Annotated in this window: 29 protein-coding genes; 15 read left to right on the plus strand and 14 right to left on the minus strand. The window is 68.1% G+C overall.

What is annotated here, in order from left to right; translation table 11 throughout:
* The first annotated feature begins 47 nt into the window (after positions 1-47).
* Entirely contained in the window at positions 48-1,406 is a 1,359-nt protein-coding gene (locus ACM26Y_RS22060) for an APC family permease (protein WP_416061963.1), read from the plus strand.
* 17 nt (positions 1,407-1,423) lie between these two features.
* Here ACM26Y_RS22060 and ACM26Y_RS22065 read toward each other — a convergent pair whose 3' ends face one another.
* Both ACM26Y_RS22065 and sodC read right to left on the minus strand, forming a co-directional pair.
* Positions 1,424-2,038, minus strand: coding sequence for a hypothetical protein (locus tag ACM26Y_RS22065; RefSeq protein WP_416061964.1), 615 nt, complete (start codon positions 2,036-2,038; stop codon positions 1,424-1,426).
* Between the two features lie 38 nt (positions 2,039-2,076).
* Complete coding sequence (gene sodC / locus ACM26Y_RS22070) at positions 2,077-2,820, minus strand: superoxide dismutase[Cu-Zn] (protein ID WP_416061965.1); 744 nt, start codon at positions 2,818-2,820, stop codon at positions 2,077-2,079.
* Between the two features lie 571 nt (positions 2,821-3,391).
* Between sodC and ACM26Y_RS22075 the strand changes: the two genes are divergently transcribed.
* From ACM26Y_RS22075 to ACM26Y_RS22095, 5 genes are all read left to right on the plus strand, one after another.
* The gene (locus ACM26Y_RS22075; protein ID WP_416061966.1) at positions 3,392-3,847 is read left to right on the plus strand and encodes an STAS domain-containing protein; all 456 of its coding nucleotides are present in this window, start codon (positions 3,392-3,394) and stop codon (positions 3,845-3,847) included.
* 23 nt (positions 3,848-3,870) lie between these two features.
* Positions 3,871-4,089 carry a hypothetical protein gene (locus ACM26Y_RS22080; protein WP_416061967.1) on the plus strand — a complete coding sequence of 73 codons (219 nt, stop codon included), beginning with the start codon at positions 3,871-3,873 and terminating at the stop codon, positions 4,087-4,089.
* A 24-nt stretch (positions 4,090-4,113) separates the two neighbouring features.
* Positions 4,114-4,545 carry a PRC-barrel domain-containing protein gene (locus ACM26Y_RS22085; RefSeq protein WP_416061968.1) on the plus strand — a complete coding sequence of 144 codons (432 nt, stop codon included), beginning with the start codon at positions 4,114-4,116 and terminating at the stop codon, positions 4,543-4,545.
* 403 nt (positions 4,546-4,948) lie between these two features.
* Positions 4,949-5,125 (plus strand): hypothetical protein, encoded by a 177-nt coding sequence (locus ACM26Y_RS22090; RefSeq protein WP_161628470.1) that lies wholly within the window; start codon positions 4,949-4,951, stop codon positions 5,123-5,125.
* A gap of 152 nt (positions 5,126-5,277) precedes the next feature.
* Positions 5,278-5,439, plus strand: coding sequence for a hypothetical protein (locus ACM26Y_RS22095; RefSeq protein WP_416061969.1), 162 nt, complete (start codon positions 5,278-5,280; stop codon positions 5,437-5,439).
* A 179-nt stretch (positions 5,440-5,618) separates the two neighbouring features.
* Here the strand turns inward: ACM26Y_RS22095 and ACM26Y_RS22100 are convergent, their stop codons facing one another.
* From ACM26Y_RS22100 to ACM26Y_RS22125, 6 genes are all read right to left on the minus strand, one after another.
* On the minus strand, positions 5,619-6,026 hold the full coding sequence (locus ACM26Y_RS22100; protein WP_003934813.1) for a four-helix bundle copper-binding protein: 408 nt from the start codon (positions 6,024-6,026) through the stop codon (positions 5,619-5,621).
* 129 nt (positions 6,027-6,155) lie between these two features.
* Positions 6,156-7,055 (minus strand): potassium channel family protein, encoded by a 900-nt coding sequence (locus ACM26Y_RS22105; protein ID WP_416061970.1) that lies wholly within the window; start codon positions 7,053-7,055, stop codon positions 6,156-6,158.
* Positions 7,040-8,416 carry a DUF2254 domain-containing protein gene (locus ACM26Y_RS22110; RefSeq protein WP_416061971.1) on the minus strand — a complete coding sequence of 459 codons (1,377 nt, stop codon included), beginning with the start codon at positions 8,414-8,416 and terminating at the stop codon, positions 7,040-7,042. Before ACM26Y_RS22110 ends, ACM26Y_RS22105 begins: the two co-directional genes overlap by 16 nt.
* A gap of 7 nt (positions 8,417-8,423) precedes the next feature.
* On the minus strand, positions 8,424-8,981 hold the full coding sequence (locus ACM26Y_RS22115; RefSeq protein WP_289381552.1) for a DUF421 domain-containing protein: 558 nt from the start codon (positions 8,979-8,981) through the stop codon (positions 8,424-8,426).
* 56 nt (positions 8,982-9,037) lie between these two features.
* The gene (locus ACM26Y_RS22120; RefSeq protein ID WP_289381553.1) at positions 9,038-10,270 is read right to left on the minus strand and encodes a cation:proton antiporter; all 1,233 of its coding nucleotides are present in this window, start codon (positions 10,268-10,270) and stop codon (positions 9,038-9,040) included.
* Positions 10,271-10,300: 30 nt separating this feature from the next.
* Positions 10,301-11,785, minus strand: a complete 1,485-nt coding sequence (locus ACM26Y_RS22125) for a PAS domain S-box protein (RefSeq protein WP_416061972.1) — start codon at positions 11,783-11,785, stop codon at positions 10,301-10,303.
* Positions 11,786-11,939: 154 nt separating this feature from the next.
* Between ACM26Y_RS22125 and ACM26Y_RS22130 the strand changes: the two genes are divergently transcribed.
* From ACM26Y_RS22130 to ACM26Y_RS22160, 7 genes are all read left to right on the plus strand, one after another.
* Positions 11,940-13,124, plus strand: coding sequence for an acyl-CoA dehydrogenase family protein (locus ACM26Y_RS22130; RefSeq protein ID WP_289381555.1), 1,185 nt, complete (start codon positions 11,940-11,942; stop codon positions 13,122-13,124).
* Positions 13,125-13,176: 52 nt separating this feature from the next.
* Complete coding sequence (locus ACM26Y_RS22135; protein WP_003934820.1) at positions 13,177-13,539, plus strand: hypothetical protein; 363 nt, start codon at positions 13,177-13,179, stop codon at positions 13,537-13,539.
* Positions 13,540-13,542: 3 nt separating this feature from the next.
* Entirely contained in the window at positions 13,543-14,082 is a 540-nt protein-coding gene (locus tag ACM26Y_RS22140) for a nuclear transport factor 2 family protein (protein ID WP_416061973.1), read from the plus strand.
* Position 14,083: 1 nt separating this feature from the next.
* A complete protein-coding gene (locus tag ACM26Y_RS22145; protein WP_371382091.1) occupies positions 14,084-15,364 on the plus strand; it encodes an aromatic ring-hydroxylating oxygenase subunit alpha in 1,281 nt (426 codons plus the stop codon).
* Positions 15,357-15,860: an aromatic-ring-hydroxylating dioxygenase subunit beta gene (locus tag ACM26Y_RS22150; RefSeq protein ID WP_416061974.1), complete on the plus strand. Its 504-nt coding sequence runs from the start codon at positions 15,357-15,359 to the stop codon at positions 15,858-15,860. The genes ACM26Y_RS22145 and ACM26Y_RS22150 overlap by 8 nt, the downstream gene beginning before the upstream one ends.
* A 9-nt stretch (positions 15,861-15,869) precedes the next feature.
* Positions 15,870-16,628, plus strand: a complete 759-nt coding sequence (locus ACM26Y_RS22155) for an SDR family NAD(P)-dependent oxidoreductase (protein WP_416061975.1) — start codon at positions 15,870-15,872, stop codon at positions 16,626-16,628.
* A 71-nt stretch (positions 16,629-16,699) separates the two neighbouring features.
* Positions 16,700-17,650: a PDR/VanB family oxidoreductase gene (locus ACM26Y_RS22160; protein ID WP_371382088.1), complete on the plus strand. Its 951-nt coding sequence runs from the start codon at positions 16,700-16,702 to the stop codon at positions 17,648-17,650.
* Here ACM26Y_RS22160 and ACM26Y_RS22165 read toward each other — a convergent pair.
* From ACM26Y_RS22165 to ACM26Y_RS22175, 3 genes are all read right to left on the minus strand, one after another.
* Positions 17,644-18,294 (minus strand): response regulator transcription factor, encoded by a 651-nt coding sequence (locus ACM26Y_RS22165; protein ID WP_003934826.1) that lies wholly within the window; start codon positions 18,292-18,294, stop codon positions 17,644-17,646. The two genes, ACM26Y_RS22160 and ACM26Y_RS22165, sit on opposite strands and share 7 nt — an antisense overlap.
* 88 nt (positions 18,295-18,382) lie before the next feature.
* Positions 18,383-18,679: a hypothetical protein gene (locus ACM26Y_RS22170; RefSeq protein ID WP_289381564.1), complete on the minus strand. Its 297-nt coding sequence runs from the start codon at positions 18,677-18,679 to the stop codon at positions 18,383-18,385.
* Positions 18,680-18,760: 81 nt separating this feature from the next.
* Positions 18,761-20,056, minus strand: a complete 1,296-nt coding sequence (locus tag ACM26Y_RS22175) for an amidase (RefSeq protein WP_416061976.1) — start codon at positions 20,054-20,056, stop codon at positions 18,761-18,763.
* A 165-nt stretch (positions 20,057-20,221) separates the two neighbouring features.
* On the opposite strand from ACM26Y_RS22175, the gene ACM26Y_RS22180 reads away from it, so the two are divergent.
* Together ACM26Y_RS22180 and ACM26Y_RS22185 are read left to right on the plus strand one after the other, a co-directional pair.
* Positions 20,222-21,652 carry an MFS transporter gene (locus tag ACM26Y_RS22180; protein ID WP_416061977.1) on the plus strand — a complete coding sequence of 477 codons (1,431 nt, stop codon included), beginning with the start codon at positions 20,222-20,224 and terminating at the stop codon, positions 21,650-21,652.
* Positions 21,653-21,710: 58 nt separating this feature from the next.
* The gene (locus tag ACM26Y_RS22185) at positions 21,711-22,898 is read left to right on the plus strand and encodes a flavin reductase family protein (protein WP_416061978.1); all 1,188 of its coding nucleotides are present in this window, start codon (positions 21,711-21,713) and stop codon (positions 22,896-22,898) included.
* A gap of 44 nt (positions 22,899-22,942) precedes the next feature.
* On the opposite strand, the gene ACM26Y_RS22190 is transcribed toward ACM26Y_RS22185, so the two are convergent.
* From ACM26Y_RS22190 to ACM26Y_RS22200, 3 genes are all read right to left on the minus strand, one after another.
* Complete coding sequence (locus tag ACM26Y_RS22190; protein ID WP_407041128.1) at positions 22,943-23,431, minus strand: hypothetical protein; 489 nt, start codon at positions 23,429-23,431, stop codon at positions 22,943-22,945.
* The gene (locus ACM26Y_RS22195; RefSeq protein ID WP_371382086.1) at positions 23,428-25,896 is read right to left on the minus strand and encodes a molybdopterin oxidoreductase family protein; all 2,469 of its coding nucleotides are present in this window, start codon (positions 25,894-25,896) and stop codon (positions 23,428-23,430) included. The genes ACM26Y_RS22190 and ACM26Y_RS22195 overlap by 4 nt, the downstream gene beginning before the upstream one ends.
* Positions 25,897-25,993: 97 nt before the next feature.
* Positions 25,994-26,221 carry a hypothetical protein gene (locus ACM26Y_RS22200; RefSeq protein WP_407041130.1) on the minus strand — a complete coding sequence of 76 codons (228 nt, stop codon included), beginning with the start codon at positions 26,219-26,221 and terminating at the stop codon, positions 25,994-25,996.
* Positions 26,222-26,410: the final 189 nt, after the last annotated feature.

Below are 26,410 nucleotides of genomic sequence, written 5' to 3' on the forward strand. Positions count from 1 at the left end.
ATCGACTGCCCGAGGCGGGCGCGACAACTCGACGAACGTGAGACGAGGTGGAACAGGTGCTGTCGGACACCGAGCAGAAAAAGAAGTTGTCGCTGACCGGATCGGTCGCGCTGGGGACCGGGGTGATGATCGGCGCAGGCATCTTCGCGCTGGTCGGACAGGTGGCGGAACTGGCCGGGTCCTGGGTGCCGTGGGCGTTCGTCGCGGGCGCGCTGGTGGTTGCATTCAGCGCCTACTCCTACGTGCGGTACTCGAGCACGAACCCGTCCTCGGGTGGGATCGCGATGATCCTGAAGGCCGCGTACGGGCCCGGTGTGGTGGCCGGGTCGTTCTCGTTGTTCATGTATGTGTCGATGATCCTGGCCGAGAGCCTGCTGGCCCGGACCTTCGGCACGTACCTGTTGCGCCCGTTCGGGATGCAGGGCTCAGCCGTGTGGGTGCCGGTCCTGGCGGTGGTAGCAATCGTCGCCGCGACGGTGGTCAACCTGGTCGGCAACCGGTGGGTGGAAGGGTCGGCGACGGCGACCGCCGCGATCAAGATCGTCGGGATCGGGGCACTGGCGGTGGCCGGGATCGCCGCCACCGGCGTGTCGGCATTCTCGCGGCTGGTCACCGGGGGCGCGGATGCGACGCCGCCGGAGAGCGGACTACTCGGTTTCCTGGCCGGCATCGCCCTGTGCATCCTGGCGTACAAGGGCTTCACCACGATCACCAATCAGGGTGACGATCTACGCGATCCCCGGCGCAACATCGCGCGCTCTATCGTGATCGCGATCGCGGTGTGCACGGTGCTCTACCTCCTGCTGACCGTCGCGGTCACCGGGAGCCTGTCGGTGCCCGAGATCGTCGCCGCCCGCGACTACGCACTGGCCGAGGCTGCCGAGCCGCTGTTCGGGTCCTGGGGTGTGTGGCTGACGGTGGCGGTGGCGGTGGTTGCGACGTTGTCCGGCTTGGTGGCGAGCCTGTTCTCCGTGTCGCGGCTGTACGACATGTTGCGACAGATGGGCCAGGTGCCCGGGTTGCCGGGGTCGGTGAATCGGCAGTCGCTGCTGATCACCGCAGCGTTGGCGCTGGTGACGGCGACGGTGTTCGATCTGAGTCAGATCGCGTCGCTCGGGGCGATGCTGTACCTGTCGATGGACATCGCCATCCACTGGGGCATGGTCCGTCGTCTGCGCGACGAGGTGGAATTCGCAATCTGGGTCCCGGCGGTGGCGATCGCGCTCGATGTGCTCGTGCTCGTGCCCTTCGTGATCATGAAGGTGCGCACGGATCTGTTCACGGTGGTCGTCACCGCAGTGGTGGCCGCAGCCGTCTTCGCCGGCCAATGGCTGATCGTGCGGCGCCGCGGCGACGCCGAGACCGACCGACAGCCGTCGGACGGGCACCGGTCGCAGAAGCGGTGACACCGCCGGGGAGGATTTCAGTTGACGGTGGGGCGGGTCGGGGGCGGGGGCTCGCCCGGCGTCCAGACGTCGAAGGGCACGTCGAAGGTCACCGAGCCGGCGCGCTCGAAGACGAAGGTGAACGGCACGGCGGTGCCCGGGTCGACGGCGGCGTCGGCCATCTGTACCCGCACGGTGATCGGATTGTCGGGGGCGAGGGGTTTGTCGAGTTGTTCGATCGGTTGGCCGGCGGCCAGGGCGGTGTCCGGGCGCAACTCCAGGGCGGCGGGGTCGGCGTCGATGGTCACCGAGGTGGCCTCCTCCGATTCGATGCGCACCAGCCGGTCGACGATGTCGACGCTGGTGTTGACGGCGGTGAACGCCAAGGTGGGGTCGCCGTACCCGGAGGGGCCTTGCGGGTCCGGTTCGGCGTCGAGGTAGACGTTGCGCAGCAGGATGTGTCCGACTTCGGCGCTGCTGCCGTTGCCGCCGCCGCGCACGTCGGCGGTCTGGGCCTGTTGCCCGGCCCCGCACGCGGCGGTCAGCACCAGCAGCAACGGCCCCAGGACGGCGGGGATCCGGTGGCGTGTCCGGGGACGTGGGGGACGCGGCGAGAAGACGACGGTCATGAACTTCGGTGCCTTTCCGATCATGGGTGCCCCGAGGCGTGCTCGGGGACCGGGGACGACGCCTATTCGACGACGGCGCAGGCGACGCGGGGGCCGGCGTCACCGGTGCTCAGGGTTTGCCGGTCGGGGACGGCGGCGCCGTCGGGCAGGGTGTAGCGGGTGGGGATGTGGCCGAAGTTGTCGGGGTCGGCGTGCACGACGACGGCGCGGCCGCGGCCGTTGTTGTTCAGATCGGCCAGGGTGAACGCGTCGGTGGAGGTCACCAGCAGTCCGCGGCCGTCGTCGCGGACATGGATCGAGGTCAGGTCCCCGCTGGCCGGGACGCCGGTGCGGTCGCCGAGCTGCAGGTGCCCACCGGCGGAGAGGAAATCACCGGTCTCGTTTCGGTCGGGGGCGGTCGAGTCCGCCTCGCACGTGCCGTTCTCGTGGACGTGGAAACCGTGAAAACCCGGTTCCAGCCCGGACACGCGGGCCTGGATCTCGAGGAAGCCGGCGCGTTCGACGAAGGTGACCGTGCCGGCCGGATCGCCCTCGGGGTCGGCGAAGCCGGCGGTGACGAAGTTGCCGCCCGGGGAGTGTCCGGGCTCGCCCGGGGTCTCGCCGGTGGTCAGCGGCGCCGGCGAGCCGGTGAACACCGACGGGAGGCCGGTGGTGGATTCGGGTGGGTCGTTGTCGGTGGTGCAGCCGGCCACGGCCAGGACTGCCGCCCCGGCGAGCAGGGCGGCTCCACGGCGCCGCGAGCTCCGGGCGCGCGGGGTCGGCTCCCGGGTGCAGGGACGAGTGGGGGCGGGGTGCGGCACGGTCATGGTTGTTCTCCTGTCCCTCGAAGGGTGCGTCGCTGTGCAGGGAATGCAACGAACCGGGCCCGGGGACAGTCGGGGTGAGCAGCGGGGGTGTCGCGCCGATCGTGTCGTGCGCCCGGCTCGGGCGACGCGCATGTCCCCGCCGTACCCGCACCCCCGCGGCCACAAACGAGGTGGGCGCACGTGAAGGGGCACCGGGAAGTGCCGAGACGGCAGGCGGGGGGCCGGCCCGCACGAGACCTCCGGCCGGCCATACCGTCTGCGGCCGGCCTGGCACAGGGCTGTGAACTGCGGAAACGCCAGGGACGGTGGGTGATCGAACAGTATCTCGGCGACGCCGCATCCCGCGGCCGGGACCCATGGGCAATGCTCGACCCACGCATTGCAATCGCATAACCATGCCGTGCTGCGCCGTACTCTGCCTTGACCCGGCGCGGGGCGTTACTAGCGTGGAGGACAGATCGATCCGACCTGCACCCTCGATCTCCGGCCGCCCCCGGGCCGCGTCTGCTCGCCTGCCTTCGGCGTGGGCACGGCGGTCCCTGAGCCGGCCGCACGAACGGAAAATGCCGTAATGACCAGCAACCCGTCCTTCGCACCCGCCCCACCCCCGGCCGGGCCATCACTGTCGGCGCCGCCACCGTCCTCGGCGCCCGCAGCCGACCGCCCCTCGGCTCCGGCCCTGCAGGTCCACCTCGATCCCTGCCCCGACGGTCCGCTCGTACTGACCGTGCGCGGGGACATCGACCTCGCCACCGCACCCGCGCTCGAGCCCCATCTGAGCCGGGCGAGCGCCGACGGCACCGATCTAGTGCTGGATCTGACGGAGGTGCCGTTCCTCGGGTGCGTCGGCATGGCGATGTTCGACGCCGCGGCGAACCGGGTGCGCCGACGCCGCGCCACGCTCACCACGGCCGTGCAACCGCAGGTGCGGCACGTCCTGCACCTGACGGGTCTCGACGCCACGCTCGGGTGCTGCGACACCGTCGCCGAGGCCGTGGCCGCCACCAACGGCAGCACCCGAACCTGACCACCCGGGAAGGAGAAGACGATATGCGCACCCGAAACCGCCTGTCCGGCCTGATCGGTGTGCTGGTGCTGATCTGGCTGGCCATCGGCGCCGTCGCGGCCGGGCAACGCGGCTACTTCGAAGACGCCTCGACCAACTGCGCCAGCGTCGGCACCATTGCCGTCACCGTCGTGGCCGGACCGTTGAACTACGCCGGGGTGAACCCGAGCGTCGACTGCGAATACCCCCAACCCAGCTCGTAGGGGAGGACACGGAAAGGAAGACTCATGGCAGCCCAGGACCGGCCCGTCCAGCCCATCCTGATCGACCTGAACGACACCGACCTGACCCTGGTCGATCCCGGTGACGACATCCGCGGCCGCGCCGTGTACGACCGCGACGGCGACGAGATCGGCACCGTCGACGGCCTGCTCGTCGACGAACAGGACCACACCGTACGGTTGCTGAGAATCGGATCCGGCGGCTTCCTCGGCCTCGGCAAGACCGACCGCCTCGTCCCCGTCGACGCCGTCGCGCACATCGCCCCCGACGCGGTCCGTCTCGACCGCACCCGCGGTCATGTCGCCGACAGCTCGCCCTACGATCCGGAACTGGCCCACGCCCCGCAGTACTACGCCGACCTGTACGGCTACTACGGATACCGCCCGTTCTGGGGACCGGGAGACATTCCCCCGCCCGTCTCCCCACACATCCGATGAGCGACCACCCGCCCCGACCACCTTTCGTCCCACCGGCGACCGGCCCGCACACCAACTCGGCACCCCGCCGTGCGCAGCCGCCCGCCCCCGACCCCGATCCCGATGGGCTTCCATGACCGACACGAACGCATACCTGTCCGCACCCGCGACGACCAGCACCGAATGGATCAAGCACCATCTGGCCCGGATGGACTCGGAGCCCCCGGCTCCGGTATCCGGCGCCGAGCTACGCACAACCGCCGGGGGGAACACCGCAGCCGGCGGAGCCCCTTCCCGCCCCGACGCCCCTTGAAGGCCCTGTCCCGCTACCGGATCGACCCGGGCAGGTGCCCCGCTGCCCAGTCCTGCCCCGTCCGAACAGCACCGACGTATGCCGCCCCGGCGTTCGGGTAGTGCACGGGCCATGACTGATTCCTCGTCCGCGTCGTCCGCGCAACCACCCGGCGCTGTCACCGGTATCGGCGTGCGCCCGATCAGCACGCCGCTGCCGGTGGGGTTTCTCGGTCTGTGCGTGGCCACCTTCTGCTTCGCCGGTCTGCAGCCGGGGGCACCGTCCGAGCAAGGCACGTTGATCGCGTAGGCAGTGCTCGGATCGACCGTGCCGGTGCAGTTGATCGCGTGCGTGTTCGGGTTCCTGGCGCGTGGTCCGGTGGCCGACACCGGACTGGCGCATCCGACCGGCATGCGCGGTGGCAGAGCACGGCCGGATGGATCGGGGTGCTGCTGGCGACGATGAGCGAGTATGCCGCGCTCGCGTTCGAGCTCGAAGGAGTGGACGAGCGTGCGGTGCTGCCGCTGTGGCGGCGCAGCGACGCCGCCACAGCGATAAACGGGGATGCGGCAGCACAGTTCACCGACCTCACGCGGGAGCCCGGAATGCGCCGGCAACTGTGAGCCGCGAGAAACCCACGGTGACGAAACCGAGTTGCCAGGCGCCTGCGACGCTCTGACCATCGGGACCGAGATCGGTTCGCCGCTCGGTCAATTCATATTCTGGGAAGTAGCTCCACGCGGTACGAACAGACGACGCGGTCGCCGATGTGGGATATGCGGCGACCGGCGACTGCCGGTGCTCAGCCAAGGGAACCGATCAGGTCCCGGCAGGCCTGTTCGCATCGCCGGCACGCCTCTGCGCACGTCTTGCAATGCACGTGGTGGGAGGCGTGCTGGGCGCACTCGTCCCCGCAGGACTTGCACGCCGCCGCGCAGGTCTCGAGCACCGAACGAGTCAGGGCGGCGTCGTAGCCGGTATGCCGCGACAGGACCCGCCCCGTGGTTTCGCAGATGTCGGCGCAATCCAGATCGGTGCGGATGCACTTGATCAACTCAGCCACCGAGTCCTCACCCAGGCAGGCATCGGCGCAGGCGGTGCACGCCTGCGCGCATTCGATACACGCCTCGATGCACGCGGTGAGCTTGCCGGTGTCGATACCGCCGAGGTCCTTCGGGTAGCTGTCGAGCATGGTCGCTGCAGTGCTCATGAGTTTCCTTTCGTCGAATCGGAACACCCGAGCTGCACGCTCCGGTACGAACTCGCGTACCCACGAGCGTGCGGGACGACACGAGACGCACGATTAGTTTTTCGGCCGATTCGGTTGCGGGGAGTCCTGTTACGTGGTGCTCACCGGTTGATGCCGGTGGTCGGCAGCGAAACGGTCACAGATCTCGTCGACGGTCCCGCCGGTGTGGAGGAACCCGGTGTCCAGCCGCCGGGTGAGGCGACGGGTCTGTTCGTCGAGGATCGCCGCGGCCCGGCGGACCTCGATCGCGGACGACCCTGCGCCCGCGGCCGCGAGTCGCGGTGCGTACGACAGAGCGGCGGCGAGCGAGAGGTCTGCGTCGGATTCGCGGAAGAAGTAGGTCTCGCCGTACTGCATAAGGTCCAGTTCGCTCGTGGTCAGCGCCTCGGTGACCGAGTCGAGCCACTGCACGGCGATGCTCGCCTCCGCGGCGGGAAGAATCTGTTCGGTGCCGGTGGCCGCCAGAAGCACGAGCCGGCGGGCAGTGGCGCGGCGACGGCTCAGCGCCGGATAGATCTGCAGCACCCAGGAAATCGCCGCAGTGAACAGCACGAACCCCATCAGCGCCTGCAACGGAATCAGCAGTCGCAGCGCCGGATAGGCCGGTGTGATGTCCCCGAAGCCGAGGGTGCCGACGGTCACCAGGGACAGATACAGCGCCATGACCGGGTCCGACGCGGCCGACGGGCGCAGCGCACTGGCGAAGTAGAATCCGTCGGGCATGTGCGGCAGGTAGATCAGGGCCCAGCCGAGCACGATCATCGTCGCCCACACCCCGGCGGTGACGACGAGTCCGACCGGCCCGACCGAACCCAGCAGCCGCCGTCGCCGCCCGAGGTGGTGCGCGCCACGCCACAGGACCACGAACACCCCCCGGCAGATCGTGCCCAATCCCCGGGGATGCCACAACGTCACGAAGATGTCCCGCAGCGCCCCGACGATCAGCGCCGCACCCACCATACTCGAGATCCAGATCATGATGTCTGCCATCGTCCTTCGAGGGCGTCGCCTACCTGCCGGATGAGCTCGTCGAAGTGCCCACGCGTCGCGGTACCGTGGCCCGGGATGTGCTCCCGCAGGCGCCCGAGCTGGTCGGTGATCGCCGCACGCTGCTGCGCAGTGGCGGCCTTCCATGCCAGCTCCCGCAGCATCGACAGCAACGCGTCCAGCACCGCCGGATCGTCGGCGCCGTAGAGCCGCGGCTGAGTGCACACCAGATCCAGCAGTTCGGCGAAGGTAGGTCGCGCCAGCACCACCCGGACCCGGCCGTGCTCGTCGCACAGGGGGTACGGGCCGAGGCGAAGGTCGAGCAGGTCGCCCAGGACCGCGGTGCACGAGACCAGTCCGTGCACCGCGGTGGTCGGGTCGTTGATGCCGGGCGAGAGGGCCCGCACCACCACATCGGTCAACTGCCGCAGCCCGTACCCGATGTCCTGGACGGCGGTGCGTTCGCTGCCGGTGCGCAGCGCACCGCGCACCCGCTCGCACAGCCTTCGGGCCTCGTCCTCGGCCGGGAGCTGCGGACGCAGGGACCACCACGACGCGACCGGCGTGCCCGCCAGCACCGGACTGCCCACCGGCCGGCTCACCCACACCACCGCCTCTGCCTGCTCGGCCGCCGCGAGCAGCGCGTGCTCGTCGAGCTCGACCAGGAATCCGGACGAGGCCGCCTCGACGTAGTGCGGGCTCGGCGGGGGGACGGGCAGCGTGGGCCGATCCTGCCGATCCGCAGGCAGCAACCTCGCAGCGGTCTCGCAGGTGTCGGCGCGCACCTGTTCGAGCACGGCCTCGACGCGGATCTGCCGGACCAGATGCCCGAGGAACAGCACGAGTGCGAGGACGCTGATGACCGCGAGCAGGTACGCCGTCGTGACCGCCAGCTGGGGGACGAAGGCACTGTCGTCGGTGTCGCTGCGGACCGTGCGCAGCACGGTCAGCGCGTAGACGAACGTCGCGAGGAACAGTCCCAGGGTGCGTTGGACGACCCGGTCGGCGGCGAAGGTGCGCAGCAGCCGCGGCGAGTACTGACTGCTGGCCAGCTGCAGGGTCACCAGGGTCAGCGAGAACGTCAGCGAGGTGACGGTGATCAGCGACCCGGCGATCGCACTGAGCACCTCGCGGGCGGCGTCGGCACCACCACCGAACAGGTACCCCGCCACCGTCGGTGGCAGCCGGTCGTCGACGGCGGCGTCGAGCTCGGGCATGCCGATGCCGGCCAGCACGGCCAGCAGCACCGCAGCTGCCGGGACCGGCCACAGCCGCGAACGTATCGCTTCGACGAACACTTGCCGGCGTTTCAGCGCAGCCCCGATCGGTCCCTGTCGTGTCCGGGTCCGAGAGTCGCCGGTCATCGCAGGCTCACTCGGTGCCGTCGGCGCTCGTCGGTTTCCGGACAGAGGCGCGGCGGCCGGGGCGGGTCACATCCTGCAGTGCCGACCCGTCCCCGAACTGTTCGCGACCGATCACACTCAGACTGCCGTCCGTCTCCAGCACCACGGCCGCAACCCGGCTGACATCCCCGGTGCCGGTTGCACGGATCGCCTGACGGACCTCTCCTGGGCTGATCCGCTGCTGCGCCAGCGCCGAATCCAGCACGGTGCCGTGGTCGACGAGGATCGTGGGCCGGGCGGTGAGCACGGCGCGGCTCCGGGGCCAGCGGGACGACACGGTCGCAACGATGTACTGCAGGGCGGCCAGCAGGATCAAGGCCACGGCGCCCTCGGCCCAGGCCACGTCGGAGCTGAGCAGGATCGTCGCCAGTGTCGACCCCAGCGCGACGGTGACGACCAGGTCGAACGCGTTGAGCTTGGCCAAGGTTCGTTTGCCGGACACCCTCAGCACGATCACCAGAGCGACGTAGGCCGCCGAGCCCACCAGCAGTACCCGCGCAATTTCCGACCATGTCTCGAACCACATCTCCTGCGAATACCCCGGGAACGGCCCGGCAATCACACTCGGAACCGGGGCGGCGCTCACCGGTGCCGCTCGGGGGACCGCGCCGCCGGAGCCGTGGCCCGCCGGTACAGCACCCGGCCCGCCACCGCCGTGACACCGAAAACCACCGTGCTCGCCGCCAGCACCAGCGACCCCGCCGCCAGCACCGTCTCGTTTGCGCCCATCCGCTCGGCCTCGAGGGTCAGATAGAACAGCGCCGACACCCCGATGGGACCGAACCACCCCAGATACAGCCCGTCCGGCAGCGCCAAGCGCAGCGGCCGGCGCAACAACAGCAGGATCGGCACCCGGCGCAACGTCAGCACCGCCACCACCAGACCTATCCCCGCCCAGCCGAGTTCGGCCCACTGCGGCCAGGGCAGCGCCGCCCCCAGCAGGACGAACAGCGGCAACACCGCGAAGCGGTTGATTGCCTCGTCGATCGGTACCTCAGCCGTCCGCTCGCTGCCGGTACTGGTGAGGTTGAATGCCAGTCCGCCGACGAACACCGCCAGCACCCCGTCGACATGGATCAATCCGGCGACACCCAGAATGCCCAGCGCGATCACGACGGTGAAGAACAGTGCCGGCGCCGGATCGGTCGCCCCGTACCTCTCCCCCCAGCGCAGGGCCCGGCCACCAGCCCATCCGCTCGCGGCCCCCATCAGCACCGCTCCGGCCACCTGCCACAGCGACTCCAGTGCCGCCGTGCCCGCTCCCATGCCTCCGGCGACGGCGACCGCGGCCAGCACCAATGGCAACGCCAAACCGTCGTTCGCCCCGGACTCGAGCGAGAGAACCTGCCGATTCCGGGCGGGCAGATCCTCCTCGGCCGCCTCTCCGGTGACGACGTTCGAGGCGAGAACCGGGTCCGTCGGGCACAGGGCCGCGCCCAGCAGCACGGCCGTGGCCAGGGGCATGGACAGCAACGCCCACCCCACTCCTGCGGTGACAGCCGCCATCACCGGCATCGCTACAGCCAGCAACACGGCGACGGGACGCCATTGCCGGCGCACGTCCGTCATCGGGTAACGCAGCGCCACCGCCATCACCGATACCGCCAGCAGGATCCGGCTCGCCTCGTGCAACAACCCCTGCTCGACCGTCAACGCCGGCAGGGAGAGTACGTCGAGGACGTACGGTCCGAGCAGCACACCCGCCGCAAGCCCGAGCAGAGGTTCGGATACCGGAAGACGGCGCATCTTTGCCGACAACGCCGCTACACCGACGCCCAGCACCCCGACGGTGGCGAGAACGATGTCGATGCTCATGCGTTCAGAGTTGCCCGGAGACCGGCACTGTCAATCCTCTCCGGATTCGGAGATGGGCAGGCACATCCGGACCTCGGTGCCGTGCGGGTCGTTCGGCAGATAGCGGATGCTGCCCCCGTGGCGCTCGACGATGTGCTCCGAGATGATCAGACCGATTCCGGAACTGTCCTGTTTGGCGGAGAACGCCCCGGACGCCAGCCGATTTCCCGAGGTATCGTCGTCCATGCCCCGTCCCTGGTCGAAGACGGAGACACAGGCCCACTCCCCCCGTCGAGCCGTCCGGACGGTCAGCTCCTTGACGGCGGTCGAGGGCAACACGATCTCGTCGATCGCGTTGAAGCAGAGGTTGATGACCACCTGCCCGATGAGCACGCTCTCGCCTTCGACCGGCAACGGCGAACGAGACCTGTCGAGCGAGATGTGCACCCCCCGCTCGGCTGCCCGCAGACGTACGAAGTACAGGCTCTCGTCGACCGTCTCGTTGAGGTCGATGGCTGTCTTGGTGCTCTCGATCCGCCGCACGTAGCGTTTCACGGAGGACACGATCTCCGCCGCCCGGCGGAGCTGCTTCGCTATCCTGTCCAGCCCGTAGCGCAGGGCCTCGGGGTCGAGAGATCGGTCGGAGATCCGTGCCTCGAGACCGCTCAGGTAATTCGTCGAGGCCGCGAGGGGCTGCCCGAGTTCGTGAGCGAGGATCATGGCCATGTCCCCCATCGCGTTGTACCGGCTGAGGTACTGGAGATTGGCCTCCTGATACGCGTGACGGCGTTCCCACTCCACCCGATCCGTGACGTCACGGATGGTCAGCACCCGGGACGTCATTCCGTCGTGCACCACGGCCTCGAGGAAGCCGGACAGCCAGGTGGTGCTCCCGTCGCTCTTCTCGATCTCCTGCATGATGCCCACCGGTCCTGCCGCCGCGTCCAGTTTGGCCGCGACGGGCTCGGCGGTCAGCCGGGGCTCGCACCGGCCCAGATCCTCCAGATACACCCCGGACAGTTCGTCCGGGGTTCTGCCGAACAGCTGGGCCGCGAGCGGCGAGATGTCTTCGATGCAGTTCGTCTCGTCGAGCACCACGATGCCCGCCGACGTGTGCGTCATGATCCGCTGCAGAGACTGCGATACCCAGCTGAGTTCCTCCTGCAGCTCCACTTCTTCCGCGATGTTGCGGAACTCGACCATCACGACCTGCCCGTCCTGGAACGTCAGGCGTGAGGCGACCGCATCGGCGAGGAAGTCCTGACCGTCCTTGGTCCGGTACTTCCACTGTCTGCGGCTCGAACCACGTACCACGGCGTCCTGGAGCCACGCCACCCCGACCGAGCGCCGGTACTGGCGCTCCTGGCTGCTCATGTGGTGAGCCTTCAGCGGTCGCAGTTCCTCGAGCGTGAAACCGAACATCCGGCACGCAGCGGGGTTGGCCCAGAGGATGTTCTTCGACGCCGCCTCGTGGATGAGGATCCCCGTCTCCGTCTTCTCCACCATTTCCTGGAAGTCGCGGCCTGTCGGGAACATCGATCCTCACTTCCGGGTGCCGTGACGGTTCATTGTCGCCCCACGATCGGCGGATCGACCATAGGGGATTGCTTTATGACCGGCGGAGTAAATCCCGATACCGCCTCGTCCGAACCTTTCCTAGCGTTCTCCTCAGCGCGACACGACGAGGTGGATGGAGACGACGATGGCGATCCGGAGCACGATGAATCCAGTGCAGGCCGCGACAGCGGGTCCCGCGCGGGAGAAGGCCTTCGAGGACGCTCTCGCCGTGTTGCGGGACCGGCGCGACGAGTTCAACCGGCAACGATTCGTACCGAAGGACTTCGTCGCGCTCCTCAAGCGCGCCGGGCTCTACCGCGCGTCGACCCCCGCACAGTTCGGTGGCGAACCGATGGCCCCCGCCTCCTTCATGAAGCAGGTCGAACGGATCTCCGCGGTGGATCCGGCGACCGGCTGGGTGGCAAGCTTCGGGTCCTCACTCGTGTACTTCGCGGCCCTGCCGGTCGAGACCCAGCAGAAGATCTACGCCGACGGCCCGGACGTCGCCTATGCGGGTGGGTTGTTCCCCATGCAGAAGGCCGAGAAGGTGGACGGCGGCTACGTGTGCAGCGGCCTCTGGCAGTTCGCCAGCGGATGCCTGGGCGCCGACATCCTCGGCATCGGCCTCGCCGGCGGTCCGGAAACGAACGGCAAGCCGCTGACCGCGCTCGTCGACCCCGCCGACGTGGAGATCGTGGAGAACTGGGACGTCGCCGGGATGAAGGCGACCGGATCGCACGCCGTGAAGGCCGACAGGCTCTTCGTCCCCGAGGAGATGACGTTCGTCCGCGGCGGCGCTCCCCGGATCGACGAGCCGCTCACCCGGTATCCGTCGCTCGCCTACGCGGCCCAGGTGCTTGCGGTGGTGACTCTCGGTGCCGCACGGGGAGCTCTGGACTACGCCCACGAGGTCGGAGCGGTGCGATCCAGCATCACCGGCGGTGACAGCAAGGGAAATCGTCCCGCGTACAAGACCGGGCTGGCCCGCGCCGAGGCCGATCTCCGCTCCGCTCGGGCCTTCTTCTACGAGATCACCGACGAGGTGTGGGACCTGGCGGTCCGCGGCGACGAGATCACCGGCGAACACACGGCCATGCTCCGCCTGGGGGCGACCCAGGCTGCCCACGTCGGCCGCAACGTCGTGCTCGCCGCGTTCGACCTGGCCGGCACCGGGGCGATCTACGAGAGCCACCCGCTGCAGCGCTACCTGCGGGACGCGCTCGTCCCGGCCCAGCACGCCATGCTCCAGACCAACACCTTCGAGGCGGCCGGAGCCGTCCTCCTGGGCCTCGAACCCGGCATTCCCAGCTTCCCCTGACCGGGACACGACCTTCGAGACCGGTTCCCGCCTTCCCAGCGAAAGGACGCCCATGACCGCCGAACCGTTGCGCACCCTGTTCTGCATCGGCAACAACCAGAACTTCTTCGATCTGCCGAAGGCCGAGATCGGGCCGGTGTGGGTCGGCATCTCCACCATGCTCTCCACTCTCGCGAACATGGACGGAGTCCAGGTCATCGGCACGTTCGACGACGACGCCCACATGGTCGGCCCGTCCGACGGCTGGCCCTGGACCTGCTACGTCCTGGCCGACGTGAAGGACCAGGAAACGGTCAGGGCCGCGTGCAACTTGTTGCGGACGACGATGATCGGCGAGTACGCCCTCTGGAAGTACTTCAAGATCGAGGCCCGCATGGGCCGGGAACTGACGATCCGCGCCGACGTCGCGGTCTGACCCGTGACCGGCACCGAGCAGCGCCTCGAGATCGTCGAGGCGAAGGACGCCGTCCGTGACTGCATCGCTCGCTACCTGGACCTGTGCGATGTGCCCGGACCACTGCAGAGCCCCGAGCAACTCGGTGTCCTGTTCACCGACGACGCGACCTGGGAAGGATTGGGTCCGGAGTACGCCGACAAGTTCGGGATCGCCCGTGGGCGAGACGAAGTCGTGGCTCTCGTGTCCCGGTACCTGCCGCCGGCCGACCACTTCCTCCGCAACGTGCACCTCCTCGGCAGCGAGCAGATCCGTCTCGACGGCAACCGTGCGAGCGGGCAGTGGATCATGCAGCAGTTGTCGCTCCGTTCGACGGGAACGGCCGAACTTCTCTGCGCCCGGCTCACGATCGACTTCGACCTCGACCGGGCACCCGGAGGAGCGACGGCCCGCATGAGCCGATTCTGCACCCGGCGGATGTTCGCCGCGCCGCTGCCGACCGACGCGATGGCCCACCTGATCCAGGGCGACCGCCCGAGCTTTCACTTCACGAACGAAGGATGACATGACGACGACAGAAGAACCCACCGCACGCACCTACGCGGACCTCGTCGAGAAGGACCGGGTCGCGGGCCGGCTGTACACCGACCCGGACATCTTCCAGGAGGAGATGAAGAGGATCTTCTACAAGACCTGGGTATGGGTGGCACATGAGAGCGAGATCCCGGAGGCGGGTTCGTTCAAGACCACCCAGGTCGGCGATCAGCCGGTCATCGTGACCCGGGATCGCAAGGGCAACTTCAACACCCTGCTGAACCGGTGCCGGCATCGCGGTGCGACGGTGTGCGATCAGCGCAGTGGCAAAGCCAACGGCTTCACGTGCCCGTACCACAACTGGTCCTACGCACTCGACGGACGACTCCGCGGCATTCCCTACCCGGACGGATACGAGGGCGTCGTCGACAAGAGGGACTTCCCGCTCCAGACCCTGCGTACCGAGAGCTACCTGGGAATGATCTGGGCAACGTTCGACCAGGACATCGAGCCCCTCGAGGACTTCCTCGGGGACGCCAAGATCTGGATGGAGCGCTTCTTCAAGCAGAGCAACGGTTTTCCGACCAAGGTGATCGGAGTTCACAAGTTTCGATTCAAGGGGAACTGGAAGATCCAGCTCGAGAACACCACGGACGGCTACCACTTCCCGATGGTGCACAAGTCCTGGATGGCCTCGGTCGATGCCGAGACGGCGGACATGATGTCGTTCATGGACGACCCCACGGCCGAGACCCACGCCCTCGGCAACGGGCACAGCGTCGCGATCATGGCCGCAGCCCACGCGGATCTCGACGTCGACGACGGCACCGAGGAGATCCAGCCTCGCTTCCAGCACCTGGTCGACGAGCTCGCCGCCGCGGGCGAAAGTCCCGAACGGATCCGGCGCTACATGCGATCCATGCACGGTTGCGGTTTCAATCTCAACACTTTCCCGAACGTCGCGATGTCGTCGTCGTTCTTCCGTGTCCTCATCCCCCTCTCCGTCGACGAGACCGAGATCTGGCACATGGCACTGGGAATGGATGGTGGGCCCGAGAGCATCAACCGCGAGCGGCTGAGGATCCACGAGCACTTCCAGGGCCCGTTCGGTTTCGGTAGCCCCGACGACGCCGAGGGGTGGATCCGGGTGCAGATCGGCGCCGGCGGCAATCCGAACATGCCGATCCTCGTCAACCGCGGCGAGGGACGCGAGTACACGACCGAAGAAGGCTGGCCCACCTCGCATGTCACCGACGAGACGGGCATGCGGGAGGCCTACGCGATGTGGAAGAAGATGATGAGCAATGACTGAGACCCTGGCGATGTCGACCCTGACGGACTCCCGTACCCTCCGCGCCATCGAGCTCGTCTGGAGGGAAGCACAGGTCCTCGATGCCAAGGACTATCGGACCTGGGAGCAGATGTACACGGACGAGGCTCTCTACGTGATTCCCATCGATCCGCACACCGAAGACTTCGCCGCGGGCCTGAACATGGTCTACGACGACAAGCGCATGCGGCACCTGCGCGTCGAGCGGATGATGCAGGGCTATTCGCCTTCTGCGGTGGCCGCGGCCCGGACCGTACGCATCGTCTCCCGGTTCACCGTGGAGGAGGTCACCGACACGTCGGTCACCCTCCGGTCGGCCCAGATCCTCAATGCCTTCAAGCGCAACGAGTTCACGACCGTCGGCGCCGAACTGACCCACCGGATCGCTCTCGGGGAGGACAGGGACGCAATCGCTCTCAAGGTCGTGCGGCTCATCGACAGCGAGGACGCGGTCAGCGCCTCGGGTTACCTGCTCTAGGGGGCCGATGTGATCTCTCAGTCCACCGACCCCGGCATCGCCGTCGTCACCGGCGCAGCCGGAGGTATGGGTGCGGCGATTGCCCGGAAGCTCCACCGCGACGGTAGACGGGTTCTGCTCACCGACATCGACACGGCCGGTGTCGAAGCCCTCGCAGCGGAGCTGTCCGGCGACGGGTCCACCGCACGTGGCCTCGAGCTCGACGTCAGCCGCAAGGACGGGTTCGAGGAAGCCCTGGCGACCTGCCGGCAGATCTGGGGCATCCCCACGATCGTCGTCAACAACGCCGCCGTCACGCAGGCAGCGGATCTGATGAACCTGGCGGAGGCGGACTTCACGAGCGTCCTCACGACGAACGTGAACAGCATCTTCTTCGGTTGCCAGGTGTTCGGTGCGGCAATGGCCGACCAGGGATTCGGACGGATCGTCAACATGGCGTCGCTCGCCGGCCAGAACGGCGGGACGGCAACCGGGGGCCACTACGCGGCGTCGAAGGGAGCGATCCTGACCACCACCAAGGTCTTCGCGCGCGAACTGGCCGGCCGGGGAGTGACCGTCAACGCGATCTCTCCCGGCCCGCACGACCTCCCGGTCGTGCGCGCGACGGTGCCCCCCGACAGGCTCGAAGGCATCGTCGCCGGTATCCCTGTGGGACGCTTGGGGAATCCGTCGTTCGTTGCCGACATGGTCGGGCTGCTCACCTCGGACGACGCCTACTTCGTCACCGGCGCCTGCTGGGACGTCAACGGCGGACTGTATCTCCGCTGACCGGATTCCTCCCGTCCGGGAGGGTCCGGCCGGCGCTTTCCGTCCGGAGAAATTCACGAGGAGAAACGGCCATGGCACTCATCGACGTCACCGTCGCCGAGATCGTTCAGGAATCACCCACCGTCAGATCGTTCACGCTGACGAAGACCGACGGATCCCCACTGGGCACGTATCGGCCTGGTGCGCACATCGACGTCGTCGGACCCACGTCGATCACCCGTCAGTACTCGCTCTTCAGTACACCCGATGCGCAGGATTCGTTCGCCTTCGCGGTCAAGCGTGAGCAGAACTCCCGCGGCGGTTCGGCTGCTCTGCACGAGCTGCAGGTGGGCGACGCTCTCCGGATCAGCCCTCCACGGAACCTGCTGAGCATCGCGACGGACGCCACGCACCACGTCCTGGTCGCGGCCGGCATCGGCATCACACCGATGCTGAGCATGGCACGCTACATGGACGTCCACGGCATCAGCTTCGAATTGCACTACTTCGCTCGCAGCGAGGCGGAAGCCGCCTTCCTTCCGCTGCTGCGCGAGCGCTGTCCCGACAGGCTCCACGCCCATCTCGGGGTGGGCCGAGACGAGCAGGACGAGATCCTCGGGAGCATCTTTGCGGGAGCGGACCCCGGAACCCATGTGTACACGTGCGGACCCGACGGGTTCATGACCAAGGTCGTTGCGCTCGCGAGCCGGCACGTCCCGGCCGAGTCGATCCACCTCGAGAACTTCCACGCGACCGAACAGCCGGATGCGTCCGAGAACTCCCCGTTCGAGGTGGAACTGGAAGGCGAGACCTACCGGGTCCCGGCCGACCGGAGCATCGTCGAGGTGCTGCAGGAGAACGGCTGCGACGTGGACACATCCTGCCAGGAGGGTATCTGCGGTACCTGCATCATGCAGGTGGTCGCAGGGACTCCGGTCCACCGGGACAACGTTCTCACGCAGGCCGAGAAGGAGTCCGGCGAGCTCATGGCGGTCTGCGTCTCGCGGGCCGCGGGCGAGCGTCTGGTGCTGGACTACTACTGATCCTCGACCGGCACGTCCACCCCGTACCGGAGCACGTCCCGTACGAGGGTGCTGATGCTGTCGGCGTCGGTCTTGCTCTTGATGCGGGCACGATGGACGTCGACGGTCTTCACGCTCATGCCGAGCTTGCGGGCGATGTTCTGGCTGGGCAGACCTTCGACCACGAGCGCCAGGATCTGGCGCTCACGCGGGGTGAGGGACGCGACCTTGCTCCGCACCGATTCTCGCAGTACGTGATCGGTGAAGCGGAGACGAGCCTTCTCCACCCCGGCCTGCACGGCATCCAGCAGCCGTTGCGGATCGTAGGGCTTCTCCAGGAAGTCCAGGGCGCCCGCCTTCAGGGTGGAGACGGACATCCGGATGTCACCGTGGGCGGAGACGAAGATGATCGCGACGTGCGGCGCGAACTCGTTGAGCTTCTCCTGCAACCGCGTCCCACTCATGTGGGGCATGCGCACATCGAGGACGATGCAGGCCGGCCGGCTGCCGTCGTAGGCGTTCAGGAACTGCTCACCGCTGTGGCAGATCACCGGTCTGATCCCGATGCTCTCCAGCAACCAGTCGACGGATTCGCATACTTCGAAGTCGTCGTCGACCACGTACACCGTCGTCTCGGCTCGGAGGTCTTCCGCACTCTCCGCCATGGCTCGTCACCACCTCCGAATTCGGGAGCCAGGGCTTGTCCCCGACTCCCGACATTGTCCCCGCCCCGGCCGGGCGGGAACCACCGGCTCACGCAACGTCCGCCGGAGCGTCGTCCCAGCAGGCGTCGGCGGTCCAGTAGTCCATTCCCGCGGCGCTCACCCGGTGCTGCCACTCCGTGGTCCGGCGCAGGAGTGGTTCCTCCCTGCGAACCGACTCGTCGGCCGCCTCCGGGCCGTCGGCCTCCACTGTCCAGTGCACCCAGTTGACCTCACGGCCGTACTCGTCGTGGACGAACAGATCGACGTGGTGCCAACCGCGGTCGAAGGTGTCCTCGTAGCAGGTGAGGAACATCCTGTGATGGTGGGTCGGGCGGGGTTCGAGCATGACCGGTCCTTTCTACCGAGCGGAGCAAGCAGATTTCACGAGCCGAGCGAGCAGATTTCACGAGCCGAGCGAGCTCGCAGCTCAGGCGGCAATTTCCGGCAGTTCGCGAAGGAGCACTTCGAGCTTCTCGCCCACGTCGAGCAGCCGGTCCTCGTGTCCCGGTAGCCCGACGATCTGAAGACCCAGTGGCAGCCCCGAGGACGTGCGGGCGCCCGGCACGACCACGACCGGCAATCCGAGCAGCTGCCACGGTCGGCTGAGTATCGGGGACCCGGTTGCGGACAGACCGAAGGGGGCCGGTCCCAGCGCTGCCGGTCCGACGATGATCGGAGCGGAGACGAGAATCGCGTCCAGCAGTTCCCGGGAGCGGTCCCGACGGGTCAGGGCCGCGGCATACTCGGTTCCGGCGATCCTGCGACCGTTCTCCAGCAGATCCCGGATCGGCGCGCTCAGTGCACCCGCGTGTTCGTCGAATTCGTGGGCCCGAGCCCGCGCGGCTTCGTACGACATGACGGTGACGTGGTCCTCGGACAAGGTCTGGACATGATCGTCCCAGTCGAGAGGTTCGGCCTTCACCCCGATCTCCTCCAACAGGGCGGGCACATGTGCCAGCAACGCAGACATGGGGGGTTCCACGGGGTGGAGGGCACCGGCGTTCCAGACCAGGCCCCGAGTCACCGGCTCCGACGCCGGAACCTCCGAACGCCCGTGACCGAATACGTTGTGCACGAAGCGAAGATCGGCTACGGACCGCGTGAGCAGACCCAGGGAGTCCAGTGACTCGCTCAGACCGGTGATGCCGGACATGTCCGTGGTGCCGTGCGCGAGAACCATGCCGGCGGCCCCGCAGTACGAGGCCGGCCGGGTCAGCGAGCCGGCCGTCTGGGTACCGAGCGCCAGGGGCACGGTCCCTGCTGCGACGGCCGCAGCAGAGCCACTGGAGGACCCGCCGGGGGTGTGGTCGAGGGCGTGCGGGTTGCGGGTGGGGCCGGGAGTGAAGTAGCCGAACTCCGTCGTCACGGTCTTGCCCTGGACGATCGCACCGAGGGAACGCAGACGACTCACGCAGGCAGCATCGGTGCCGACCGCATTCGGAGAGGTCACCGTGGAACCGGCGCGCGTCGGCATCCCGGCGACGTCGATGAGGTCCTTGACCCCGACGGACAACCCGGCCAACGGTGCCGAGCCGAGGCCCCGGTCGACGGCACGGGCCTGTTCCGCAGTCGTCGACGACAGGCACACCCAGGCACCGAGTTCCGGTTCCCGCAGTTCGATCGCTCGTCTGACCTGTGTGGCGAGGTCCTCGGCGGTCACCGATCCGGTTCGGACAGCCCCGACCTGCTCACCCAGGGACAGGTCCGACGCGCGCGTGCTCATAGTCCTCCTCCGGTCTCGACTCCTTCATTCTGGGTGAACACGGCGGGAGCCGACAGTAAAGGTTTCCCTCCTACCGCAGTAGGGACGCGTGGAAATAGCTTCTGAACCACTGTCGACTCGCCGACGGATCGAGCATCCGCGGCTCGCTAGGAAAGGTGGCTGCTCATGGCTTCGACCGTGGCGCCCGATGTCTCCGCCTCCCCGGAATCCGGGGAGAAGAGGATCGACTTCCACAGGATGAACCGCAAGGCGTGGATAGTGACGGCTCTGCTCGTCCTCTTCCAGATCGTGGCCTTCGCCGACAAGGCCGTGCTCGGCCTGGTGGCCTCCGAGGCCATGCCCGATCTCGGAATCTCCGCCGTGGAGTTCGGATTCATCGGCAGCGCGTTCTTCTTCCTCTACGCAGTGGTCTCCGTGATCACAGGCTTCCTGGCTGCCAGATTCTCGGTCAAGTGGATCATCCTGACGATGGGCGTCGTCTGGGCGGTCATGCAGTTCCCGATGCTCCTCGGTGGCGGTGCCGCGGTGCTGTTGGTGACCCGCATCGTCCTCGGCGGCGCCGAAGGCCCGGCTACGGCGATGTCCCTGACCTCGGCCCATTCGTGGTTCGAGCCGCGTCGTCGCGCACTGCCGTCCAATCTGGTTGCCGCCGGCTCGACGCTGGGGCCGGTCATCGCCGCGCCTGCCCTCGCCTGGGTCATCGTCGCCTGGGGTTGGCGCTGGGCCTTCGGCGTCCTCGGCATCGTCGGATTCGTGTGGGTCGTCGCCTGGCTCCTGATCGCCGCCGACGGACCGTTCGCCGGGCACGGCAAGCACACCCCGGCGGACGACCGTACCGGCGACCGGAAGCCGGCGCAGCGCACCGCGGAGGTCGCCACGGCCGAGGTGGACGAGCAGAAGCCGGTCGTCGTATGGCGCGCCCTGCTCAGCATGACCTTCCTCGCCGCGGTGATCGGAGGGGCCTCCAACTTCTGGGTCCAGGGTTTCGTCACGACCTGGTTGCCTCAGTACCTCGGCACCGTGGTGGGCCTGTCACTTCCTCAGGTCGGCACAGTCACCACCATTCCCTGGATCCTCGGTGCCGCCGTGCTGCTGCTGCTCGGTTTCCTCGGCCACCGGTTGATGAAGCACGGCCACAACGCGCATCGCGCGATCGCTGTCCCGTTCGGTATCGCAGCCCTGGTGGCCGGAACCTGCTTCATCCTGGTCCAGACGACCTCCGGTGTGCCGGCCGTCGCCCTGCTGTGCCTCGCAGCCGGCTGCAGCCTCGCGTACCCGATGACCGCCTCCGCGATCGCCTACGCGGTCGGTGCCAAGCAGCGGCCGATCCTCATGGCCACGCTCGGCGGCGTGGCCTCGATCGGTGCCATCGTCTCCCCGACGCTCGTGGGCTGGCTGATGGCCCGCGCCGGTTACGTGTCGCCCGCTGCCGGCAGCAAGCTGACTCCCGAGATGGCGACGAACATGGCGACCGGTGTGCACCAGGCATTCACCATCACCGGCATCATCCTTCTCGTGGGCGGCGTGCTCTGCATCCTGTTCCTCCGGCCCGAGAGCCTCGGACGGAAACTGCAGTCCGAGTACGTCAAGCATTGAACCCGGCATCTCGGATGCATGCCGGAACCATCCCGTCCCCGAGATCAGGAGGACCGCAATGACGGAGATCGCGACCCCGGTCGACCGAGGGCTCTTCCGGGAGGTGATGGGGCACTACCCGACCGGTGTGGCCGTCGTGACCGGCCGCGCGGACGACGGTGAACTGCTGGCCCTGGTGGTCGGGACCTTCGGGTCGGTGTCTCTCGATCCGCCCCTCGTCTCCTTCATGCCGATGAAGACGTCGAAGACGTTCGCCAAGCTGCGGGAGTGCGCGTCGCTGTGCATCAACATCGTCGGCGGTGAGCAGGAGGAACTGGTCTCCGCCCTCGCCCGCCGCTGGGAGAACAAGTTCGACGGAATCGACTGGTTCCCGTCCCCGTCGGGGGATCCGGTGCTGGCGGACTCGGTGGCCTGGATCGACACCCGCATCACCGACGCGGTGGAGGCAGGGGACCACTGGATCGTCCTGTGCGCCGTGGCGGACATGGCCGTCACCAACCCGGTGGCCCCGCTGATCTTCTTCCAGGGCGGTTACGGGAGCTTCGTCGGAACCTCGTTGCTGGCTCGGCTGGAGCACCGGCTGCTGTCGGAGATCCAGGAGGCGGACTGCGCCCGGACGGCCGTCGAGGACCTCGCGCACGACATCGGCTGCGAGGTCACGGTCTACACCGCGGTGGGTCGGGACGAGATGGCAACGGTACTCTCGGCGTCGGCTCCCGGAATCGATCCGGAGAACGGCCTGGCGCAGCGAGTTCCGATCGTGCCCCCGATCGGTGACTCGCTCGTGTTCGATCTCCCGCCGGAAGATCAGGAGCGGTGGCTCGCCAAGGCCCGCGGCGTCGAGGAGCCGGGGAGGCAGCTCTACCGGGACCGTCTCGACTTCGTCCGCGCCCACGGGTTCCTGCTGTCGTTCCTTCCTCGGGAAGGCGGAGCCGCATACGAAGGGATGCGCGACGCCACCCACCGTTATGCGAACGGGAGACTGACCCCGGCCCAGGAGCGGAACATCCGGGAGCGCGTGGTCGAATCGGTGGTCGACTACACCTTGCGCGACCTCGAGGAAGAGGAAACCTACGACATCGGTTCCGTCGTACTGCCGGTTCGCGACCGAGCGGGCGGCTACACGCGCACGCTGCGTTTGGGGCAGCTTCCCCGCCGGGTTTCCGGGACGCGGGTACGCGAGTGGATCGCCCGGGCCCAGGAGATTGTCGACATCCTCGAACGCGGGGCCGGTTCCGACCGGTAACCTGTTCCCGCAGAACGGTAGTCGTTTCCGAAGACGAGCACCGGTCAGCCCGTGACCATGATCTGCGCGGCGCTCTCCTTGAGTTTCGCATTGGCCCAGCGCAGTTGGCGCAGCGTCTGCGGGTGGCAGCGTTCGGCCGTGGCGAGCAGTTCCCGGTCCTGCATGGCCTGCGCGGTCTGGGCCAGTATCTCCCAGTCCAGGGAGACCCCGGCTGCCATCCGGTGGATCTCACGCAGGTCGTGCAGGAGCAGCAGGCCGGGCTCGTGGTGCCGGCCGAGCAGTTCGCTGCCCTTCTGCCGCAGCCGGGCCAGGATGGTGTGATCGTCCTCCGGCTCGGCGTCGAGGTCGAGACCGTAGTCACGTCCGACCCGGGCGAGCTCGCGCACGTGCTGCTGGGACCAGCGCGCGAGATCGCGCCCGAGGTAGAAGATCTCGTGGTCGACCTTCTGCCGATCCGAAATCTCCAGCAACTTGCCGGCCAGGTCGTTCTCAGCTCGGTGCAGCTCCTCGATCGCCATGCCCACCTTGTTCACGATGCGCCTCCGCTCGTGTCGACGACGGTCTCGGTCACGGTGGCCGCGGGTCCGCCCTCGGTGTCCGGTATGCCGGCGCCCACCGGACGCGACGCGGTGGTCGTCGGTGCGGCGGACGGCGTGCCGTCACCGGCCAGGAGACGCTCGGCCCGGGCGGCTCCGGTCTTGAACAGTGGCTGTTTCGACGCCGGATCCCAGTCGGTGACGGTCAGTTCGTTGGCGGCCCGGCCCTCGGCGCCGCCCGGCTCGTGCCCGCCCGGGGTGTCCCAGTAACCGTAGTGGAACGGCAGGAACAGCACCCCGGGGCGGATGCCGCTGATCCGCAGCCGTGCCTCCACCCGGCCGCGCGGGGTGGTGATGCGCAGCAGGTCGCCCTCCCCCCAGCCGTGCCGCTGGGCGTCGGAGGCGGACATCTCCACCCACACCTCGGGGGCGGCGTTCTGCAGCTGCGGCGCCCGCCCGGTCTTGGTGCGGGTGTGGAAGTGGTACAGCGTCCGCCCGGTGGTGAGCAGGTACGGGAACTCCTCGGAGACCACCTCGTGCGGGGGCAGGTACTCCCCTGCCTTGATCACCGCCTTGCCGAGGGGGTTCATCGCCTTGTACTCGGTCGGTTCGAGCGGGGCGCCGGTGACCATGTCGCGGCCGTAGCTCTCGCAGTAGTCCGGTGCGCTCCAGAACTTCCCGTCCTCGTAGAGGCGTTCGGTGCCGTCGGGGTGTTCGTCGTTGCAGGGCCATTGGATGCCGCTGCCGCCGCGGAGCTTGTCGTACGAGAGACCGGTGTAATCGCACGGCCGTCCCGCAGTGCACTGCTTCCAGCCCTCGAACGCCTCCTCCGGCGTCGACCACTTGACCAGGGGCTGCCCGTCCTTGTCCTGCAGTCCCAGCCGGCGGGCGTAGTCGATGAAGATGTCGAGGTCGGCGCGGGCCTGCCCGGGCGGGTCGACGGCCTTCTCCGACAGGTGCACGGTGCGGTCGACGTTGGTGAACGTGCCGGTCTTCTCCCCCCACGTGGCGGCCGGCAGCACGACGTCCGCGAGTTGCGCGGTCTCGGAGAGGAAGATGTCCTGCACGACGAGGAAGAGCCGTTCCTGGGTGAGGATTTCGCGGATTCGGCCGAGTTCCGGCAACGACACCGCCGGGTTGGTGCCGTTGACGTACAGGAACCGGATCGAACCGTCCTCGACGTACCGCATCATCTGCATCAGGTGGGTGGGCGCGGTGTAGTGCGGGATCCGCATCGGATCGATGTTCCACACCCGTCCGAGTTCGGCGATGTGCTCGTCGTTCGCCCAGTTCCGGAACGCGGGCAGGTCGCCGTCGGCCCCGCACTCGCGGGTGTTCTGCGCGGTGGGCTGACCGTTCATCTGCAGCACCCCGCATCCCGGCTTGCCGAGCATGCCACGGATCAGGTGCACGTTGTTCACCTGGACGGCGGCGGCGGTGGCCTGATGCGACTGGTAGAAGCCCTGTAGCACGGTGGACAGCAGCCGTTCGGCGGTGCCCAGGAGCCGGGCGGCCGCCTGCAGGTCGGCGAGCGGGACGTCGCACACCTGCGCGACCTTCTCCGCCGGGTAGTCCTCGAGTTGCTTCTCCAGTTCGGCGAAGCCGACGGTGTGGGCGTCGATGTAGTCGCGGTCGACCCAGCCGTGGTGCACGATCTCGTGCAGCAACCCGTTCATCAGCATCACGTTGGTGCCGGGCCGGGGTGCGAGGTGCACGGTGGCCGCGCGTGCCACGGGCGTCTCCCGCGGGTCGACGCAGACGATCGCCGGAGGGTTCGGGCCGGCGAGCCGGTCGAGCACCCGGGTCCACAGCACACTCTGGGTCTCGGCCATGTTGTGGCCGTAGAGCGCGATCACGTCGGCGTGGTCGATGTCGGTGTACGAACCCGGTTGGCCGTCGCACGCGAAGGACTCCTTCAGCGCCGCAGCCGCCGTCGCCGTGCACAGCCGGGTGTTGCCGTCCATGTGGTTGGTGCCGATGCCGCCGTGTCCGATCAGCGCCAGCGTGTAGTACTCCTCGAGGAACAGCTGCCCGGTGGTGTAGAAGCCGATCGAACTGGGTCCGCGCTCCTGCAACAGTTCCTTCGTCCGCCCGGCGACGGCGTCCATCGCCGTGTCCCAGTCCGTTTCCACGAGCGCGCCGTCGCGCCGGATCAGCGGCGTGGTCAGCCGGTCCGGCGAATGGTTGGCCTGCCAGCCGAACAGATCCTTCGGACCGAGACGGCCGTGGTTGACCCGGTCCACCGCCCGGCCACGGACACCGACCATGCGTCCGTCCTTGACGGCGATGTCCAGCCCGTCCCCGTTCGAGTGCAGGATCGTCGCCGACTGCACCCACGCCTCGACGTCGTCCTCGTCCACCCCCTCGGCGAGGTACATGTCGACCCTGGTCGGCCACGCCTCACCGGGGCCATAGGGGGTGCGGGCGCCCCACGGATCTCTGATCCGGTCCACAGCAGTCATGGCAACGGCGGTACCCGAAAAGGGAGCAATCAAACACCTCCGCTACCTTCGCGTCGGACCGGCGCGACTGGCGTGCGGGACAACTTGGTCTGTGCAGTCATGGGCTCGGGTGCGGTGGTGGCTTCAGGTCGTCGCGGCCGCTGATGAACCCGTTGCTCCCAGCCTGGCGGGAGAAGGTCTTGTCGCGCAGCACCTCGGAGACCGCCTCGGCCAGTGCGCCGAGGTCGACGGTGGGCGGGCAGTACCGGTGCGCGACGAGACACCGGGTCCCTGCGGGCAGCGGTTTCGGCCATCCGGCGCAGAATGCGGCTTTCCCGCTTGTCATGAGGTCGGGCCATGCCTCGGCGAACCAGTTCGCGCACGACCGAAGAGCGAACACGCGGGAGCGTGAGGCACCAACTTGCCGGTCACACCGTCGACGACGGTCCGAGCATCCCGCCGACGCGTTGAACCTGCCCGGGACGAACCGTAGCGACATTATGACTGCAGGGACGCAATTGTTGCCGGCACACAT

The sequence above is a fragment of the Rhodococcus indonesiensis genome, from assembly GCF_047782815.1.
Lineage (GTDB): Bacteria > Actinomycetota > Actinomycetes > Mycobacteriales > Mycobacteriaceae > Rhodococcus > Rhodococcus indonesiensis.

Coding starts and splice junctions, on each gene's coding strand:
- ACM26Y_RS22185 (WP_416061978.1), top strand. CDS start 21,711: ATGACGGAGATCGCGACCCCGGTCGACCGAGGGCTCTTCCGGGAGGTG.
- ACM26Y_RS22080 (WP_416061967.1), top strand. CDS start 3,871: ATGCGCACCCGAAACCGCCTGTCCGGCCTGATCGGTGTGCTGGTGCTG.
- ACM26Y_RS22100 (WP_003934813.1), bottom strand. CDS start 6,026: ATGAGCACTGCAGCGACCATGCTCGACAGCTACCCGAAGGACCTCGGC.
- ACM26Y_RS22145 (WP_371382091.1), top strand. CDS start 14,084: ATGACGACGACAGAAGAACCCACCGCACGCACCTACGCGGACCTCGTC.
- ACM26Y_RS22125 (WP_416061972.1), bottom strand. CDS start 11,785: ATGTTCCCGACAGGCCGCGACTTCCAGGAAATGGTGGAGAAGACGGAG.
- ACM26Y_RS22130 (WP_289381555.1), top strand. CDS start 11,940: ATGGAGACGACGATGGCGATCCGGAGCACGATGAATCCAGTGCAGGCC.
- ACM26Y_RS22195 (WP_371382086.1), bottom strand. CDS start 25,896: ATGACTGCTGTGGACCGGATCAGAGATCCGTGGGGCGCCCGCACCCCC.
- ACM26Y_RS22085 (WP_416061968.1), top strand. CDS start 4,114: ATGGCAGCCCAGGACCGGCCCGTCCAGCCCATCCTGATCGACCTGAAC.
- ACM26Y_RS22110 (WP_416061971.1), bottom strand. CDS start 8,416: ATGACCGGCGACTCTCGGACCCGGACACGACAGGGACCGATCGGGGCT.
- ACM26Y_RS22115 (WP_289381552.1), bottom strand. CDS start 8,981: ATGTGGTTCGAGACATGGTCGGAAATTGCGCGGGTACTGCTGGTGGGC.
- ACM26Y_RS22160 (WP_371382088.1), top strand. CDS start 16,700: ATGGCACTCATCGACGTCACCGTCGCCGAGATCGTTCAGGAATCACCC.
- sodC (WP_416061965.1), bottom strand. CDS start 2,820: ATGACCGTGCCGCACCCCGCCCCCACTCGTCCCTGCACCCGGGAGCCG.
- ACM26Y_RS22165 (WP_003934826.1), bottom strand. CDS start 18,294: ATGGCGGAGAGTGCGGAAGACCTCCGAGCCGAGACGACGGTGTACGTG.
- ACM26Y_RS22120 (WP_289381553.1), bottom strand. CDS start 10,270: ATGAGCATCGACATCGTTCTCGCCACCGTCGGGGTGCTGGGCGTCGGT.
- ACM26Y_RS22180 (WP_416061977.1), top strand. CDS start 20,222: ATGGCTTCGACCGTGGCGCCCGATGTCTCCGCCTCCCCGGAATCCGGG.
- ACM26Y_RS22065 (WP_416061964.1), bottom strand. CDS start 2,038: ATGATCGGAAAGGCACCGAAGTTCATGACCGTCGTCTTCTCGCCGCGT.
- ACM26Y_RS22175 (WP_416061976.1), bottom strand. CDS start 20,056: ATGAGCACGCGCGCGTCGGACCTGTCCCTGGGTGAGCAGGTCGGGGCT.
- ACM26Y_RS22170 (WP_289381564.1), bottom strand. CDS start 18,679: ATGCTCGAACCCCGCCCGACCCACCATCACAGGATGTTCCTCACCTGC.
- ACM26Y_RS22075 (WP_416061966.1), top strand. CDS start 3,392: ATGACCAGCAACCCGTCCTTCGCACCCGCCCCACCCCCGGCCGGGCCA.
- ACM26Y_RS22105 (WP_416061970.1), bottom strand. CDS start 7,055: ATGGCAGACATCATGATCTGGATCTCGAGTATGGTGGGTGCGGCGCTG.
- ACM26Y_RS22135 (WP_003934820.1), top strand. CDS start 13,177: ATGACCGCCGAACCGTTGCGCACCCTGTTCTGCATCGGCAACAACCAG.
- ACM26Y_RS22200 (WP_407041130.1), bottom strand. CDS start 26,221: ATGACAAGCGGGAAAGCCGCATTCTGCGCCGGATGGCCGAAACCGCTG.
- ACM26Y_RS22150 (WP_416061974.1), top strand. CDS start 15,357: ATGACTGAGACCCTGGCGATGTCGACCCTGACGGACTCCCGTACCCTC.
- ACM26Y_RS22090 (WP_161628470.1), top strand. CDS start 4,949: ATGACTGATTCCTCGTCCGCGTCGTCCGCGCAACCACCCGGCGCTGTC.
- ACM26Y_RS22095 (WP_416061969.1), top strand. CDS start 5,278: ATGAGCGAGTATGCCGCGCTCGCGTTCGAGCTCGAAGGAGTGGACGAG.